This window comes from Massilia suwonensis (genome assembly GCF_042655665.1).
Classification (GTDB): Bacteria; Pseudomonadota; Gammaproteobacteria; order Burkholderiales; family Burkholderiaceae_D; genus Telluria; species Telluria suwonensis.
The window spans coordinates 24,404-38,783 of sequence record NZ_JBHSMR010000012.1; the positions used below are offsets into that span (position 1 = coordinate 24,404).

The window sequence follows — 14,380 nt, forward strand, 5'->3', positions numbered from 1 at the left end:
GTGAAGCCGGCAGTAGCCAAAGTGACAGGCATTATCGCAGAATCCGGCATGGGAAAAGCACAACAGACTCAGTTCAATATGGGGACAGAAGTCGTACTTTCCACCGGGAGGCACTGTGTTTGTTACAATGGTTCAAACGATATTAGGTGACCATCATGCCGCGCACATTTCCCCGCCTGACCCTGTCGATCGCCCTCTTCGCCTGTGCCGGCGCAGTGTGCGCACAAACGGCCCAAACGGGGCAGACCTCGCCGGCCCCGACGCCGGCCGGCACCGGCCAGACCCAGACCGAACGCATCGAGCAGGAAGGCGCGCCGACCAGCGTCGAACCGCGCCGCGGCACCCAGATCCGGGAAAAGCGCAATAACGGGCAGGTCACCGAAGTCGAAGTCCAGAGTGGCCGCAGCCGCTACATCCTGAAACCGAACCAGCCTGCCGGCAATGCCGTGCCGGGCGATGCCCAGAGCAGCGCCTTCCGCGCGCCGCAATGGCAGGTGATGGAATTCGACCTGAACGGCAAGAGAAAAGCAGCTGCCGATGCAGAAGCGGCTGCCGCCGCGGCCGCAGCCGGCGCCACCGGACCGGGCACGGCCACCGCCAGCGCAACCGGGGCCAACGGTGCGCCAGTCGGCAAGGTACCGGCGGCAACCGTCCCGATGACGAAGCCGGCCGACATCCCGCCGCCACCGCCGCTCCCGCCGCAAACCTCGACCCGCTGATCAACCGCCCGGCGGGCGCTTGCGCCCGCACGCCCAGACTCCTACCTTTTTTTCGCACCATGGCAGTTTTCACAGCGGTAACACTGGATGAGCTCACCCAGTGGATGGAACAGTTTCCCCTCGGCCAGGCAGTGGCCCTCAAGGGCATTGCCTCCGGCATCGAAAACAGTAATTTCTTCCTGACGACCGAGCGCGGCGAATACGTGTTGACCGTGTTCGAGAACCTCGATTTCGAGCAATTGCCCTTCTACCTGCAGCTGATGCGCCACCTGGCCGAGCGCGGCATTCCGGTGCCGGCGCCCGTCGCCAATGCGCAGGGTGAGCTGGTGGTGCCGCTGCGCGGCAAGCCGGCCGCCATCGTCAGCAAGCTGGAAGGCAGCTCGCAGATGGATCCGCAGCCGGTGCACTGCGCGGACGTCGGCACCATGCTGGCGCGCATGCACCTGGCAGCCGCGGATTTTCCGCTGCAGCAGCCGAATTTGCGCGGGCTGGACTGGTGGCAGGCAACGATGCCGCAGGTGCTGCAATATCTCACGCCCGATAACGCGGCGCTGTTGCAGAGCGAAGTGGCCTTCCAGGCGAATTTTGCCGCCGGCACTAGCTACGCGAAGTTGCCACGCGGCCCGGTCCACGCCGACCTGTTCCGCAATAACGTGATGTTCGTCGGCGAAAAGCTGACGGGCTGCTTCGACTTTTATTTTGCCGGCGTCGACACCTGGCTGTACGACCTGGCCGTCACCGTCAACGACTGGTGCATTGATCTCGACAGCGGCGTGCTGGACGTGGCGCGTGTGAACGCGTTGCTGGCTGCCTACCGCGCCGTGCGTCCGTTCACGGCCGAGGAAGAGCTTGCCTGGCAGCCGATGCTGCGCGCCGCGGCGCTGCGCTTCTGGCTGTCGCGCCTGTACGATTTCTATGCGCCACGTGAGGCCGAGCTATTGACGCCGCACGATCCCACCCATTTCGAACGCATCCTGCGCGAGCGCATCGCCACGCCCGCACCGCGCCTGGTCCCACAAGAATGAACAACATGCCCGCAATTACCGGCTGGAACTGGCTCAAGCAAGGCACCGGCCTGTTCCGCAAGCAGCCTGCCGCGCTGACCACCCTGCTGTTCGCCAACATCCTGTTCAGCCTGCTGATCGGCTCGGTGCCCCTGCTCGGCACGCTGCTGGCCATCGTGCTGATTCCCTCGTTCTCGATGGCCTTCATGCAGGCCTGCCTGATGATCGAGAACGGCGAACGCGTGACGCCGGCGGTGCTGATGACGGGCTTCCGCAAGCCGGTCCTGGCGCAGCTGTGCAAGATCGGACTGATCTACCTCGGCGTGTCGGTGCTGCTGACCTTGCTGGCGCGCTTCGCGGTCGACCTCGACCAGCTCCGGCAAGTCGTGCAGCCGGCCGATCCGAAACAGGTGCCGGCCGTCGCAGGCTGGGAATTCGTCAAGATGTTCGCGCTGTCGGCCCTGAACGCGAGCGTGCTGATCGCATTGTCCTTTGCCGCGCCCCTGCTCTACTGGCAGGGCATGAAGCCGGGCAAGGCGATCTTCTACAGCTTCTTCGCCGTCCTCAAGAGCGCGCGCGTGTTCATCGTGATGCTGCTGAGCTGGTTCGGCCTGCTGCTGGCCTTTACCGTCGTGATCCAGCTCATCATGGGCGGATCGATGTTCGGCAGGGTGCTGGTGATGTGGCTGCTGTTCCTGTTCGTGCTGCTGCTGCAGTGCGCGATGTATGCGGGGTATCGGCAGATCTTCGGGAAGCCGGTGCAGGCGGGTGCGGGGCGGGTCAATCTCGAGAAATGATGGTGAAACATGGTGGGCACGGGGCGCCCACCCTACCAAGTAATCGTTAGCAGATGGTTTTTGTAGGGTGGGCGCCCCGTGCCCACCGATCCGACATCAGCGGCTGACCCGCTCCAGCTTCGCCACCGACAAATCCAGCACCTTCATCCCCGCCGCGCCGAAATTGATCTGCGCGCGGGCCGCTCCTGCCCCGCCTTCGATATTCACAATCACGCCTTCGCCGAACTTGGCGTGCGCCACCGCTTCGCCGATGCGCCAGCCGGAGCCGCCGCCCGACTTCTGGGTGATCTGCTGGGCGATCTTGTTATCGCTGCCGGCATTGCGGAAGGCGGCGTCGTCCCAGGCCGTGGCCGATTTCTTGTTGGCGAACCAGTTGCTCTGCACGCGCGGCGACAGCCACTTGAGCGATTCCTCGGGTAATTCGTCGAAGAAGCGCGACTTCATGTTGAAGCGGGTCTGGCCGTGCAGCATGCGCTGCTGGGTAAAGCTCATGTAGAGACGCTTGCGCGCGCGCGTGATCGCCACATACATCAGGCGTCGTTCCTCGTCCACGCCATCGAGCTCGCGCGAGCTGGTTTCGTGCGGGAACAGGCCCTCCTCCAATCCCGTGATGAACACGGCATCGAATTCCAGGCCCTTGGCCGAGTGCACCGTCATCAGCTGCATCGCATCCTGGCCGGCCTGCGCCTGCGCATCGCCCGCTTCCAGCGACGCGTGGGCGAGGAAGGCGGACAGCGGCGACATGACCTGGGGCAGTGGCGTGTCGGCATCCATGATCTCGATGCCGTCCTGGTAGACGACAGCCTCGCCCGCTTGCGCCTGCGACGGCGGGCCGAGGTGGGCCGGTGCGCCCTGCCCAAAACCTTCTTCCTGCACGAACTGGGTCGCCGCGTTGACCATCTGCTCCAGGTTTTCGATGCGGTCGGCGCCTTCCTTTTCGTTGGCGTAGTGCGTGAGCAGGTTGCTGCGCTCGAGCACGACGCGCACCATTTCCGGCAGCGCCAGCTGCTGGGTCTCGAAGCGCGCGCCCTCGATCAGTTTCACGAAACCGCCCAGCGAGGTGCCCGCCTTGCCGGTCATGTAGGGCACGGCCGCGTAGAGCGAGATGCCGTAGGTGTCGGCCGCCATTTGCAGCTGCTCGATCGAGCGCACGCCGATACCGCGGGTCGGGAAGTTCACGACGCGCAAGAAGGCCGAATCGTTATGCGGATTGTCCATCAACTGCAGATAGGCAATCGCATGCTTGACCTCGGCACGCTGGAAGTAGCGCAGGCCGCCGTAGACGGTGTAGGGAATGCCGGCCGCAAACAGCGCGTGCTCGATGACGCGGCTCTGCGCGTTCGAACGGTACAGGATAGCGATTTCCTTGCGCTCCAGGCCCTCGGCCATCAGGCTCTTCGCTTCCTCGATGATCCACTGGGCTTCTTCGAGATCCGACGAGGCCTCGTAGATGCGCACCGGCTCGCCCTGCCCCGCGTCCGTGCGCAGGTTCTTGCCAAGACGCTTTTGGTTGTTGGCGATCAGGTAGTTGGCGCTGTCGAGGATGTGGCCGTGGGAGCGGTAGTTCTGTTCCAGCTTGATCAGGTTCTTGACCTGAAAGTCTCGCTCGAAAGCCTGCATGTTGCCGACGTTGGCGCCGCGGAAGGCATAGATGCTCTGGTCGTCGTCGCCGACGGCGAAGATCGCGCCGCCGACCTGCTCGCCATGGCCGGCGAGCAGCTTTAACAGGTTGTACTGCAGGTCATTGGTATCCTGGAATTCGTCGACCAGCACGTGCTTGAAACGCATCTGGTAGTGCTGGCGCAAGGGCGCGTTGCGCGACAGCAGCTCGTAGGCACGCAGCAGCAGCTCGGCGAAATCGACCACGCCCTCTTTTTGGCATTGCTGGTCGTAGAGCTCGTAGAGCTCGACCATCTTGCGCTCGATCGGGTCGTAGGCCTCCAACTGGCCGGCGCGCAGGCCCTGGTCCTTCGCGTTGTTAATGAAATACATCAGGTTCTTGGCCGGATATTTTTCATCGTCGACATTGGCCGCCTTCAGCAGGCGCTTGATCATCGACAGTTGATCCTGCGAATCGAGGATCTGGAAGGATTGCGGCAAGGCCGCATCACGATAATGCGTGCGCAGCAGGCGGTTGCACAGGCCGTGGAAGGTACCGATCCACATGCCGCGCGTGTTCACCGGGAGCATGGTGGACAGACGGGTCAGCATCTCCTTCGCCGCCTTGTTGGTAAAGGTCACCGCCATGATGCCCGCCGGGCTCACCTGTCCGGTCGAGAGCAGCCAGGCAATACGGGTAGTCAGCACGCGGGTCTTGCCCGAACCGGCGCCGGCAAGGATCAGCGCACTTTGGGAGGGCAGCGTAACGGCTGCCAATTGTTCGGGATTGAGGTTGTGAAGGAGATTCATGCGGTCATTATAGCGCCGGGATCTACTGTATGCCCATCCAGTCTCGCTACAACACTGAAGAGCTGTGACAGGAAATTTCAAAGCAGGCCGAAGATTGAAAGATTATTTCATTCCCAGTGCATTTGACAGCGTGCGTGCTGACACTAGGACGTACTTGTTGTAACGCTGCCATATCCTTGAATCCGTCAATTTTATATGTGCAAAGCATGAGCAATTTCCGGTCAAAAATTTACAACCACACCCTATCTCACAATATCTTCATTTAACTCAGCAGTAAAAGCCGATAAGCCTCCCGCGCGCCGCCTGTTCAGAAATTCGCTTAACTTAACGACAAATACGCGTGACTGCGCGTGCCCCTCTGTCGCTGTTACTAAAGGAGAAACCTATGCTGAACCGAGTCGTGACTGTCGCCGCGCTGGCCGTTGGCGGAATGATGCTGTCGAAGCAAATGAAAAAGAGCCGCACCCAGAATGGCGACTCGTCGATCATCGAAGCCATCGAAGTGAACGTGCCACTGCGCACCGCCTACAACCAGTTCACCCAGTTCGAGGACTTCCCGCAATTCATGAAGAGCGTCAAGGAAATCCGCCAGTTGGACGACAAGCGTCTGCACTGGAAGGCGAACATCGCCGGCGAAGACAAGGAATGGGATGCGGAAATCACCGAGCAGATCCCGGATAAACGCATCGCCTGGCGCAGCATCGGCGGCGTGCAGAATGCCGGCGTGGTGACCTTCCATAAAATCTCGGACAACGTCACCCGCGTGACCCTGCAGATGGATTACCAGCCGGACGGCGCGCTGGAAGCCATCGGCGACGCCTTCGGTGCGGTCCGCATGGAAACCCGTGCGAACCTGCAGAACTACAAGGAAATGCTGGAGAAGCGCGGCGCCGAAACGGGCTCGTGGCGTGGCAAGATCGACCAGCACTAAGCGCATGCACGGCTGAAAAAGCCCGCAGGCCAGTTCTGGCTCGCGGGCTTATTATTTTTCGGCGCCGAGGCTGTTCTGATGCTGGTTGAACGCGTGGGCGGGATTTAGTCCCCCAGACTAAATCCCCCGCCCACCCTACATCCCGGAGAATAACGTTGGCAATCGCAGCAGGACGTAAGGTGGGCGGCTTGCCGCCCACGCGTTCAACAACGCAGGCTTACCAAACCCGGCAACGCTTCACCGCAGCCATCGGCTGCCCCGGCTTGCACGCAAACGCCTTCTCGAACTCCGGCATGTTGACCACGACACCATTCACCCGGTACTTGCCCGGCGAGTGAGGATCGGTCATCGCCGTCACGCGCAGGTTTTCCGGACGATCGTTTTCGCAAGCCCACTGCGCATAGCCGACGAAGAAGCGCTGCTCCGGCGTCAGCCCGTCACGCGGCGCTTGCGCCTGCTGCGGCATGCTCGCCATCTGCGTCTTCCACGCCATCCAGCCGAGGATCAGGCCGCCGAGATCGGCCACGTCCTCGCCCAGGGTCAGCTTGCTGTTGATCTTGATGTCGTCCACCACCGTGTAGCCCGCGTACTGGTCGACGATGCATTGGGCGCGGTCGGTGAATTCCTTGGCGTCCTTCTTGGTCCACCAATCCTTCAGATTCCCCTTCGCATCGAACTGACGGCCCTCGTCATCGAAGGCGTGCGTCAACTCGTGACCGATGGTGCCGCCCGTGTTGCCATAGCCCGGCGCATCGTCCATCTTCGGATCGAACAGCGGCGGCTGCAGCACGCCGGCCGGGAAATTGATGTCGTTCATCTGCGGATTGAAATAGGCGTTCACCGTCGGCGGCGTCATCAACCACTCGCTGCGGTCCAGCGGCTTGCCGATCTTGGCCAGTTGCCTCCGGTTTTCGAACTGCGTGCCGCGAATCGCGTTGCCGGTGAAATCGTTCGGACGCACCTCGAAAGCCGAATAGTCGCGCCAGGTGTCCGGATAGCCGATCTTGTTGACGATGGCGTCGAGCTTTTCATGGGCGCGCTTCTTGGTGTCCGGGCTCATCCAGGCGAGCGAATCGATGTCCTTGGCCATGGCTTCCTCGACCTGGCGCGTCATGTGCAGCGACTTCGCCTTCAGCTCGGGAGAAAACGCGCGGCTGACGAATTCCTGGCCCAGTGCTTCGCCCAGCTGGGCGTCGACCAGCTGCACGCAACGCTTCCAGCGCGGCGGCTGCTTCTCGACGCCGCGCAGGGTCTGGCTGAAGAAGGCGAAGTGCGGCTGGTCGAATTGCGGCGCCAGCACCGGCGACATTTCCTTCATCACATGCCAGCGCAGATAGGTCTTGATCGCAGCGAGATCGTTGCTGCGCAGCTGCTTGCCGAAGGCCTTCATGAACTTCGGTTCGGTGACGTTGAAGTTCTTCAGGCCAGGCTGGCCGAGAGCAGCAAGATAGGTCTTCCAATCGAAAACCGGCGTCATCGCCTGCAGGCCTTTCAGGTCGGTCTTGTGGAACAGCTTATAGGGGTCACGCTTGTCGACGCGCGTCAGCGAAGCCTGGGCCAGCGCGGTCTCGAGACGCATCACAGTCGCAGCCGAACGCTTCGCCACTTCCGGCGACTCGCCGATCAGGCCGAACATGGTGCGGATGTGGGCTTCGTATTTGTCGCGGATGTCTTTGGAGCGCTTGTCGGTCTTCAGGTAGTAGTCGCGGTCCGGCAAGCCGAGGCCGCCGCCGCTGGCGAACGCGATCACGCGGGTAGAATCGCCGAAGTCCTGGTTCGAGCTGAAGCCGAAGAAGAAGGCTTCGCTCGAGAGCGCCAGCTGCAGCCCGGCCAGCACGCGCGGCAGTTCGCGCGTCGAGGCCATGCTTTCGATCTGGTTCAGGAACGGCGCCAGCGGCTCGGCGCCGCGCTTGGCGATCGCGCCCTCGTCCATGCAGGCGCCGAAGTAGTCACCGATCTTTTGCTGGGTGACGCTGCGGCCTTCCTTCTGCTTCGCCAGGCCGTCGAGAATGCCCCACAGGTAGCGCTGGTTGTCCTGCGCCAGCTTGCTGTACACCGACCAGCGCGCCTGGTCGGCGGGCACCGGATTGTTCTTCATCCAGCCGCCGCAGGCGTACTGATAGAAATCGACGCAGGGGTCGGCGCTCTTGTCCATCGCGCTGACGTCGAGGCCGGGCGTGTAGGGGAAGGTGGTGGCCGGGCGTTCCGGTTCGGTGGTCTGGGCGGTGGCGAAGGCAGCGCTGCACAGGAGCGCGCTGGCGAAGGCGAGACGGGTGATCTGGCGCATGGATGGATTTCCGCGAAAAGTGATTCTCCATGCTGACATACAAATATTGCTAAAGCAATATTAGTCAGTTGGAGTTCAAGCTGGGAGATGTATGGAAGCAAGGCAGATAGATAGGCCTCGTACTTGCTCTGAAGGCAACTACTTCGTACACTGAGCGATTCTGACGGCTGCAATCGGCCAGGAGAAGACGGTCAAAAGCCGGGCGAGGAAATGAAGAAGACACAGCGACGGTTAGTAAAAGAATTGTTCACAAAAACACGTGATGAAAGATACGCTGAGATGTCGAAGTCCGAGAAGCTCGGCTACTGGATCTTCGGTTCCGTCGTCGTCTCGATCATGTTTTTGCTGTGGAACTCGGCTTGATGCGGGCGAAAACAGTTCATTTCGATAGGTCCGCTTTGGGTCGAAGCGGACGCTACCAGCGTCTGCAACCGGCCAAGGGCAGACGTCGGAATGACTACCAATGAACAACATAGAACATGACGCACTTATCATCTGAGACGAGGCTTTTCGAGGCTGCATTGAAAGGATGCGTCCCGTACGCGCTGTTGCAGGATGCAGCGATTCAGTCTGGACGGAGTGCCCCCGATCTGCTTGATCATCTCTCCTATGTCGTAGCGTCGCGATACTCTGCCAATGAAATAGATTTTGAGGTAGCAGACGCGGTCATGAATGCCCTTTGGGTGGCCTGCGTTTCCGAAGAGTTTTGGGCCGATTACGACCGAACTATTCCGCCTGCAACGAACGCGGTCTATTTGGCGTTTGACGCCGGAGAATATTACCGAAAGACTGATCCGCCCGGTACTGATCCAGAGGTCAAATACACAAGGCCATTGATTGACGCGTTCCTTGCTGAGTACGTCCCAACAAGATCACATCCGTCGGCAGATTCGCGCCGGTCCTAGTCACGATGCGATGACCGCTTTGGGTCGGTTGCCAACATTCGAGATAAGCCAACAGCTGACACAACCTGACATCGAATCATGACCAAATTTCTTATTTCTTTCCCTGCAAGTGCCATGGATGTCCCGGCCGAGGACATGCCCGCTGTCAGCGACGCGTCCCGTGCCGTGATCCGCGAAGCCAAGGCTGCCGGCGTCTACGTCTTTGGCGGCGGAATCAACAGCGAGGTCCCCTCCGTCATGGTCGCAGCGGACGGCAGCTGCACAAGCGAGACCTACCGCGAAACCAGAGAGCTCGATGGCGGTTTTTGCGTGCTCGAGCTTCCGTCCAGGGAGGTGGCCGTACAATGGGCGGCCAAGCTCGCCGCAGCCTGCCGCTGTGCGCAGGAGTTGCGCGAGTTTTACTACGACCCTGAAAGCTGACCTGGATGCCGGACCTGATCCGTTTTACCGCCCTCTTCGCCCTCACCGCCCTCGCCGAAATCGTCGGCTGCTACCTGCCCTGGCTGGTGCTGAAACAGAACAAGCCAGTGTGGCTGCTGTTGCCTGCAGCAGCTTCGCTGGCCCTGTTCGCCTGGCTGCTGACCCTGCACCCGACGGCGGCCGGCCGCACCTATGCGGCCTACGGAGGGATGTACATCGCGGTGGCCTTGCTGTGGCTGCGTTTCGTGGATGGCATCCACCTCAGCCGCTGGGATGCGGCCGGCGCGGCGCTGGCGCTGGCCGGGATGGCCGTGATTGCGCTGCAGCCGCGTTAATCAAGGCTTAGTCGCCCGGCCCTTCGCCCGGCATCGTATCCGCCATCAGGCGCAATTCTTCCGGGGTCAGTTCTTCCGGCTTCTTATTGGCCAAGGCATCGAAAGAGTCCGCAGCGGACTGCTTGTTCTGCTCCTGCTGAGATTGCTGCTGAGACTGCTGCGGCTGCGCAGCCTGGTCATCCTGCAGCCCCTGCCGCGATTGCGTGTTTTCGTTCGTCATGCTGTCCTCCTTGGGCATCGGTTCGATGCCCAAGTCTGGCACAGAGGCGATTTCCCAGGCGCTCCGCTCCCGCCGATCAGCGGCCCGGTCCGCCGCCTCCGCCGAAGCCGCCCGGTCCAGGGCCCATGCCCGGCCCCATCCCCGGGCCGCCCGGACGCATCGGTCGCTGGCCGTTGTTGCCGAAGCTGCCGAAACGATAGGACAGGCCAACCGTGAAGGTGCGGCCATTGTTGCGCCGGATGCTGTACTCGCGCAGGAGGTCGGTTTCGGTAACCGTCTCGATCTTCGACGAATCGAACAGGTCGTTCACATTCAGCACCAGCGACAGCGCCGGCGTCAGGTTGTGGCGGTACGTGAAATCGGCGGTGCGGGTCGGCTGCCGGTAACCCTCGCCGAACAGGGTTTTACCCTGGGCGTTGAGCATCAGCTGGAAAGTGTTGTTGCGGTCGTACTGGTAGCCGATGCGGGCGCGGCCGCTGAGCGAAGTCGCGGTGCGCTTGTCCTCGCTGGCGCTGCCCAGCACGTCCTGTTCGGAATAGGCCAGATTGCCGCTGGCGTTGATGCTCAGCTTGTCGGTGACCTTGCCGCCGAAGGTGAATTCCAGGCCGCCCGAATTGCTGCTGCCGGCGTTTTCCTTGGTCGTCAGCAGGACGTTATTCGCAAGGAAAACGCGGCGCTCGTTGATCAGGTCGGTATCGCGGCGCGCGTACAGGCGAACCGTCGTGTCCACCTTGCCCAGCTTGGTCTCGACGCCCAGTTCGAGCGAGTCGGAATCGCTCGGGCGCAGGTCCGGATTGCCCGAGGAGACGTTGAACTCGTCGCGGTAGACCACGAAGGGGTTCAGGTCGCCGGCGCCGGGGCGGCGGATGCGGTGCGCGTAGTTCAGGCGCAGCGTGGTGTCGTCGGACAAACCATAGGTGACGAAGGCGCTCGGGATCGCGTCCAGGTAGCTGTTGCCGGCGCGGATATTCGTCGTCGCCTGGAACATGTCGACGTCCGTGTACTCGGCGCGCAGGCCGCCCTGCACGCTCCAGTCGCTGTTGATGCGCCACTGGTAGGAGGCGTACAGCGCGGCCGTCGTTTCGTCGAGCTCGAAGCGGTTCGTGCGGCCGGTGTTGAGGCGCTCGGCCAGCGTCGCCTCGTCGATGTCGAGGTAGGCATTGTCGAACACGCTGCTGGTGCGCGCCAGTTTGTAGCCGGTCCTGAACATGCCGTTTTCTACCGGCAGCTCGTAGTCGCCGGTGAAGTCGACGATGCGGTTCTCGGTCTCGTTGTTCTGGCGGGTCAGCGCGCCCTGGGCGGTGACGGGCCGCACCGTGTAGCCGGTGGCATTGCGCAGGTCGCCTTCGTTCGTGGCGCCGGAGACGCGCAGGTCCATCTTGAAGTTTTCGCCCTGCGTATCGCCCTTGTGGTCGAAGCGCGTGGAGAGGCTGTAGTTGCGGTTGCGGCCGTCGCGCGTGGCCTGGCGCAGGTAATCGCTCTCGGCGATGCCGGCGGCATTCGTGCCCTGGTAGCGTTCGCTGGAGACGGTATCGCTGTCGGTGCCCGAGGCCATCACGCTGGCGGCGATCACATCCTTTTCGCCGAGGTTGTAGCTGAAGTTGCCCGTCATGCCGACAGTATTGTTTTCGGTGTCGCTGTTCGATGCCGAGGTGCTGCGCGCGACGCCGCCGCTGACCGGGTCGATCCGTTCGCGCACCGTTTCGCCGCTCGACTCGCGCTTGTCGCGGCGGCCGAACACGCCGCCCTGCACGCTCATGCGTCCCGTCGTGTAGCTGCCGAAGCTGTTGACGTTGAATCGGCCCTCGGTGCCGGCGTTCGCGTTCACGGAGGCGAAGCCGCCCGGCGTGCGTTCGCGCCGCATCACCAGGTTCAGGATCGGACCGCCGCCGCCTTCGTTGCCGAACTGGGCGCCGGGATTGTTGATGACCTCGACCGATTCCAGGTCCGCCGCCGGCAGCGCATTGATCGCGGCCGCGCGGTTATCGCCCTGCATCATGGCCGAGGGCTTGCCGTCGATATAGACCTGGACATTGCTCTTGCCGCGCAGGGTGATTCCGCCATCGGCATCGACCGCGACCGAAGGTACCTTGTTCAGGGTGTCGGCCACCGTGTCGTTCGAACTGGCCGGGTCGGCCTTGACGTCGTAGACCTGGCGGTCGATGCGGTTCGCGTTGCGCTTGGTGGTGACGGTCACGGTGGCCGGGCTATCCGCGCTCGCCTGGTTTTGTCCGGTCACAGGCGCTGCGGCAGCTGCCGGCGGTGTCGGGCTGGTCTCCTGCGCGGCAGCCGAGACGCAGGCCAGCAGCGCGCCGAGGGCGATCGCGGTTTTCACGAAGGGACGGGAGTCAGGGAGAGCGGAATTAGCGTGGGCAGGCATGAAAAGGCGTCGGCAATGCAGAGTTTGGTCGACCATGATTGTCGCATGGGACTATCATCAGAATTTCTTAACAAGCGTAAAGATTTGGTAACGTCTTGTTTCAGCTAGCTCACGCGCGCGGGTAGAATTCAACCGCCCTTCTTTCGTCAACGCTTAACAAGGAATGCAATGCCGACTCCCCGTCCTCTCGCCAAGACCGTCCTCTCCACGCTGCTGGCCGCCGCCCTCGCGCTGCCGGCCTTCGCCGCCGAACCCGCCTGGGTCACGAAAAGCAACGACAACGCCAAGGTGCTGCTGAAGGTGCTGGCGAAGTATTCGCCCGAAAGCGCCAGCACGCTCGGCGTGGACGGCTACGACGAGCAGATCACGGACATGTCGCGCGACCAGTTCGAAGCCAACAACCGCGACCTGCGCGCGGCGATTGCCGACCTGCAGAAGCGCATGCGTACTGAAACGGATTCGAAGGTGAAGCAGGATCTGCAAATCCTGATCGACAAGGCGAACGATCAACTGAAGACCAACGCGCTGCAGCGCAAGTACTTCATGCCCTTCGACGACCTGACCGGAATGATCTTCGGCGTCGTGCGCGCGACGCTCGATCCGCGCATCCCCAAAGAACGCCAGCAGACCCTGCTCGTGCGGCTCGACAAATACGCCGGCCTGGCCAAGGGCTATCGTCCGATCACGGACCTGGCGCACGAGCGCCTGCAGGAACGCCTGAAGGCGAACAAGAACCTGCTCGGCCCCTACAAGGGCGAACTCGAACAGGCGCTCAACGACGGCCCGACCCTGTTGAAGGGCATGCGCGAGCTGCTGGCGAAAAGCGAATTGAAAGGCTGGGAAAGCCGCTTCGACGCGCTGGAAAAGCAGCTGACCGCCTACAACGCGCGCCTGAAAACCGAGATGCTGCCGCGTGCGCGTGCGGACCACCGCCTGCCGCCGGAAGTCTATGCCGACAACCTGAAAAACTTCGGCGTCGACATCGGCCCGCAGGAGATGATCTCGAAGGCCCTGACCTCGTTCGCGGAAATCCGCAACCAGATGCAGATCACGGCGAACCTGATCGCCAAGGAACGCGGCTTCAAGGATGCCGACTACCGCGTCGTGATGGCGGAACTCAAGAAGCAGCAGATCCCGCTCGACCAAGTGATGCCGCTGTACGCCGAGCGCCTGGCGGCCATCGAATCGGCGGTGCGCGAACAGCAGATCGTCACGCTCCCGTCGCGCAAGGCCGTGATCCGCCTGGCGACGATGGCCGAGAACGCGGCCAGCCCGGCGCCGCACATGAGCCCTCCGCGCCTGATCGGCAACACGGGAGAGTATGGCGAATTCGTGCTCACCACCGGCATGCCGCCCGACGCCAGCGGCAAGCGCCTGGTGTTCGACGACTTCACGCACCAGTCGGGCACCTGGTCGATCACGGCGCACGAGGCGCGTCCGGGCCACGAGCTGCAGTTCGCGAAGATGATCGAAACCGGCGTCTCGACCGCGCGCGCGGTGTTCGCCTTCAACAGCGTCAACGTCGAAGGCTGGGCCCTGTATGCGGAAGCCGAGATGCAGCCTTACGAGCCCTTGGATGGCCAGCTGTTCGCGCTCCAGGCCCGCGCCATGCGCGCCGCGCGCGCTTTCCTCGATCCGATGGTGAACCTGGGCGAGATCACCCCGGACGGCGTGAAGAACTTCCTGATGCGCGACGTCGGCCTGTCGGAAGGCATGGCGACCCAGGAGATGCAGCGCTACACCTTCCGCGCGCCGGGCCAGGCGACCTCCTACTTCTACGGCTACCAGCGCCTGATGGAAACGCGCCAGGCCGCCGAGGTGGCGCTGCGCGGCAAGTTCGATCGCCAGAAGTTCAACGACTTCGTGCTGGCGCAGGGTCTGGTGCCGCCGAAGCTGCTGCGCAAGGCGGTGATGGAGGAGTTCGTGCCGGCGCAAGCGAAATGATTTGGCGGATGTGAATCGTTGGCGGTGAT

At 62.5% G+C, this 14,380-nt stretch carries 11 protein-coding genes; 7 read left to right on the forward strand and 4 right to left on the reverse strand.

Annotated features, from left to right (window positions below; genetic code table 11):
- The first annotated feature begins 155 nt into the window (after positions 1-155).
- From ACFPQ5_RS07305 to ACFPQ5_RS07315, 3 genes are read left to right on the forward strand one after another with little or no spacing between them, the layout of a single operon-like run.
- Positions 156-719, forward strand: coding sequence for a hypothetical protein (locus ACFPQ5_RS07305; protein ID WP_379752879.1), 564 nt, complete (start codon positions 156-158; stop codon positions 717-719).
- Between the two features lie 59 nt (positions 720-778).
- Positions 779-1,744, forward strand: a complete 966-nt coding sequence (locus ACFPQ5_RS07310; protein ID WP_379752882.1) for a homoserine kinase — start codon at positions 779-781, stop codon at positions 1,742-1,744.
- 5 nt (positions 1,745-1,749) lie between these two features.
- Entirely contained in the window at positions 1,750-2,520 is a 771-nt protein-coding gene (locus tag ACFPQ5_RS07315) for a BPSS1780 family membrane protein (RefSeq protein ID WP_379752885.1), read from the forward strand.
- A 96-nt stretch (positions 2,521-2,616) separates the two neighbouring features.
- On the opposite strand, the gene ACFPQ5_RS07320 is transcribed toward ACFPQ5_RS07315, so the two are convergent.
- Positions 2,617-4,929 (reverse strand): UvrD-helicase domain-containing protein, encoded by a 2,313-nt coding sequence (locus tag ACFPQ5_RS07320; RefSeq protein WP_379752888.1) that lies wholly within the window; start codon positions 4,927-4,929, stop codon positions 2,617-2,619.
- 385 nt (positions 4,930-5,314) lie between these two features.
- On the opposite strand from ACFPQ5_RS07320, the gene ACFPQ5_RS07325 reads away from it, so the two are divergent.
- Positions 5,315-5,860 (forward strand): SRPBCC family protein, encoded by a 546-nt coding sequence (locus ACFPQ5_RS07325; protein ID WP_379752891.1) that lies wholly within the window; start codon positions 5,315-5,317, stop codon positions 5,858-5,860.
- A gap of 217 nt (positions 5,861-6,077) precedes the next feature.
- Here ACFPQ5_RS07325 and ACFPQ5_RS07330 read toward each other — a convergent pair whose 3' ends face one another.
- Positions 6,078-8,147 (reverse strand): M13 family metallopeptidase, encoded by a 2,070-nt coding sequence (locus ACFPQ5_RS07330; RefSeq protein WP_379752894.1) that lies wholly within the window; start codon positions 8,145-8,147, stop codon positions 6,078-6,080.
- A 983-nt stretch (positions 8,148-9,130) separates the two neighbouring features.
- Between ACFPQ5_RS07330 and ACFPQ5_RS07335 the strand changes: the two genes are divergently transcribed.
- Positions 9,131-9,472, forward strand: coding sequence for a YciI family protein (locus ACFPQ5_RS07335; RefSeq protein WP_379752897.1), 342 nt, complete (start codon positions 9,131-9,133; stop codon positions 9,470-9,472).
- A gap of 5 nt (positions 9,473-9,477) precedes the next feature.
- Positions 9,478-9,807: a YnfA family protein gene (locus ACFPQ5_RS07340; RefSeq protein WP_379752900.1), complete on the forward strand. Its 330-nt coding sequence runs from the start codon at positions 9,478-9,480 to the stop codon at positions 9,805-9,807.
- Between the two features lie 7 nt (positions 9,808-9,814).
- On the opposite strand, the gene ACFPQ5_RS07345 is transcribed toward ACFPQ5_RS07340, so the two are convergent.
- Together ACFPQ5_RS07345 and ACFPQ5_RS07350 are read right to left on the reverse strand one after the other, a co-directional pair.
- Positions 9,815-10,027, reverse strand: coding sequence for a hypothetical protein (locus tag ACFPQ5_RS07345; protein ID WP_379752903.1), 213 nt, complete (start codon positions 10,025-10,027; stop codon positions 9,815-9,817).
- A gap of 76 nt (positions 10,028-10,103) precedes the next feature.
- Positions 10,104-12,362, reverse strand: coding sequence for a TonB-dependent receptor domain-containing protein (locus tag ACFPQ5_RS07350; RefSeq protein WP_379752906.1), 2,259 nt, complete (start codon positions 12,360-12,362; stop codon positions 10,104-10,106).
- Positions 12,363-12,575: 213 nt separating this feature from the next.
- On the opposite strand from ACFPQ5_RS07350, the gene ACFPQ5_RS07355 reads away from it, so the two are divergent.
- A complete protein-coding gene (locus ACFPQ5_RS07355; RefSeq protein WP_379752908.1) occupies positions 12,576-14,351 on the forward strand; it encodes a DUF885 domain-containing protein in 1,776 nt (591 codons plus the stop codon).
- The last annotated feature ends 29 nt before the right edge of the window (positions 14,352-14,380 follow it).

Coding starts and splice junctions, on each gene's coding strand:
- ACFPQ5_RS07315 (WP_379752885.1), top strand. CDS start 1,750: ATGCCCGCAATTACCGGCTGGAACTGGCTCAAGCAAGGCACCGGCCTG.
- ACFPQ5_RS07335 (WP_379752897.1), top strand. CDS start 9,131: ATGACCAAATTTCTTATTTCTTTCCCTGCAAGTGCCATGGATGTCCCG.
- ACFPQ5_RS07345 (WP_379752903.1), bottom strand. CDS start 10,027: ATGACGAACGAAAACACGCAATCGCGGCAGGGGCTGCAGGATGACCAG.
- ACFPQ5_RS07320 (WP_379752888.1), bottom strand. CDS start 4,929: ATGAATCTCCTTCACAACCTCAATCCCGAACAATTGGCAGCCGTTACG.
- ACFPQ5_RS07355 (WP_379752908.1), top strand. CDS start 12,576: ATGCCGACTCCCCGTCCTCTCGCCAAGACCGTCCTCTCCACGCTGCTG.
- ACFPQ5_RS07305 (WP_379752879.1), top strand. CDS start 156: ATGCCGCGCACATTTCCCCGCCTGACCCTGTCGATCGCCCTCTTCGCC.
- ACFPQ5_RS07330 (WP_379752894.1), bottom strand. CDS start 8,147: ATGCGCCAGATCACCCGTCTCGCCTTCGCCAGCGCGCTCCTGTGCAGC.
- ACFPQ5_RS07340 (WP_379752900.1), top strand. CDS start 9,478: ATGCCGGACCTGATCCGTTTTACCGCCCTCTTCGCCCTCACCGCCCTC.
- ACFPQ5_RS07325 (WP_379752891.1), top strand. CDS start 5,315: ATGCTGAACCGAGTCGTGACTGTCGCCGCGCTGGCCGTTGGCGGAATG.
- ACFPQ5_RS07310 (WP_379752882.1), top strand. CDS start 779: ATGGCAGTTTTCACAGCGGTAACACTGGATGAGCTCACCCAGTGGATG.